1 protein-coding gene is annotated in these 1,080 nt (G+C 56.9%); it reads left to right on the plus strand.

Translation table 11 applies throughout. The features are described from left to right. Nucleotides 1-1,080: ImcF-related family protein (locus J5224_RS29535; protein WP_319802509.1), on the plus strand; the 1,080-nt coding region annotated here is incomplete at both ends.

The following is a 1,080-nucleotide window of genomic DNA, read 5'->3' on the forward strand; positions in this document are numbered from 1 at the left end:
GGTGTTGCCACCGGATCTGGCGATTCGTGACGAAGTGGGGCCGACGTTTGAATCGGTATTTACCCTGCGCAATGAAAGCGCAGGCAGCGTGCCGCGCTTGCTTACCTATCCGGGGTTTAGCGACTACTACCTCAAGCAGGATAAGGCGTTGCTGGAATTGACGGCGCTGGATGCCTGGGTACTGGGACAGCGTGAACGCGCCCAGTTTAGCGACGCAGACCGGCGTGAGATTCTGCGCCAGGTGAACGATCGCTATATCACCGATTACATCAACCAGTGGCAAAAGGTACTGGCTAACATCGATGTGCAGACGTTGGCAACCCCGGAACAGGCGCTGGATATCCTGACGGATATCACCGGTAACGATCAACCCTTCCAGCGTGTGCTGACCACGGTGAACGACAATACCCGTATCCGTAAGCTGGCTGATGATGACAACGACACGGCGCAAAACATCAATACCCGCGCTGGTCGCCCCTTCATGGCTATTAATGCGGCATTGAGCGGCCGGGGAGAACAAGGCCCGCTGGTGCAGGAAGTGAACCAGAAACTGACCGATCTGTACCACTATCTGGATCAGATAGTGAATGCCACCGATCCCGGGCAGGCCGCACTTAAAGCCCTACAGGCGCGTCAGGGCAACAAATTTTCCGATCCGCTGTTTGCTTTGCAGCAATATGCGCGCGGCTTGCCGGCGCCGCTCGATCGCTGGGTGGGAAGGCTGGCCGCGGAGAGCACCAGCCTGGTTACGGGGCTGGCGATGTCGTCCCTCAATGATGAGTGGCTGAATAAGGTGGTGACGCCGTTTAACGAGAAACTGGCGAATCGCTACCCGTTCGATCCCACCTCTAACAAGGATGTACCACTGTCAGAAATAGAACAGTTCTTTATGGCGGGTGGCATGCTGGACAGCTTTTACCAGACCAACCTCAAAGCCATGCTGGAGAGCGGGATGCTGGAGGAGGGCATGTCAACGCCGGGCCAAACCGAGCTGATGAAGCAGCTGGAGCGCGCCAACCGCATTCGACAGACGCTGTTTAATGCGCAAGGCAGTCTGGAAGTGCATTTTGTGCTGGAGCC

It is taken from the genome of Candidatus Symbiopectobacterium sp. NZEC135 (assembly GCF_025962695.1).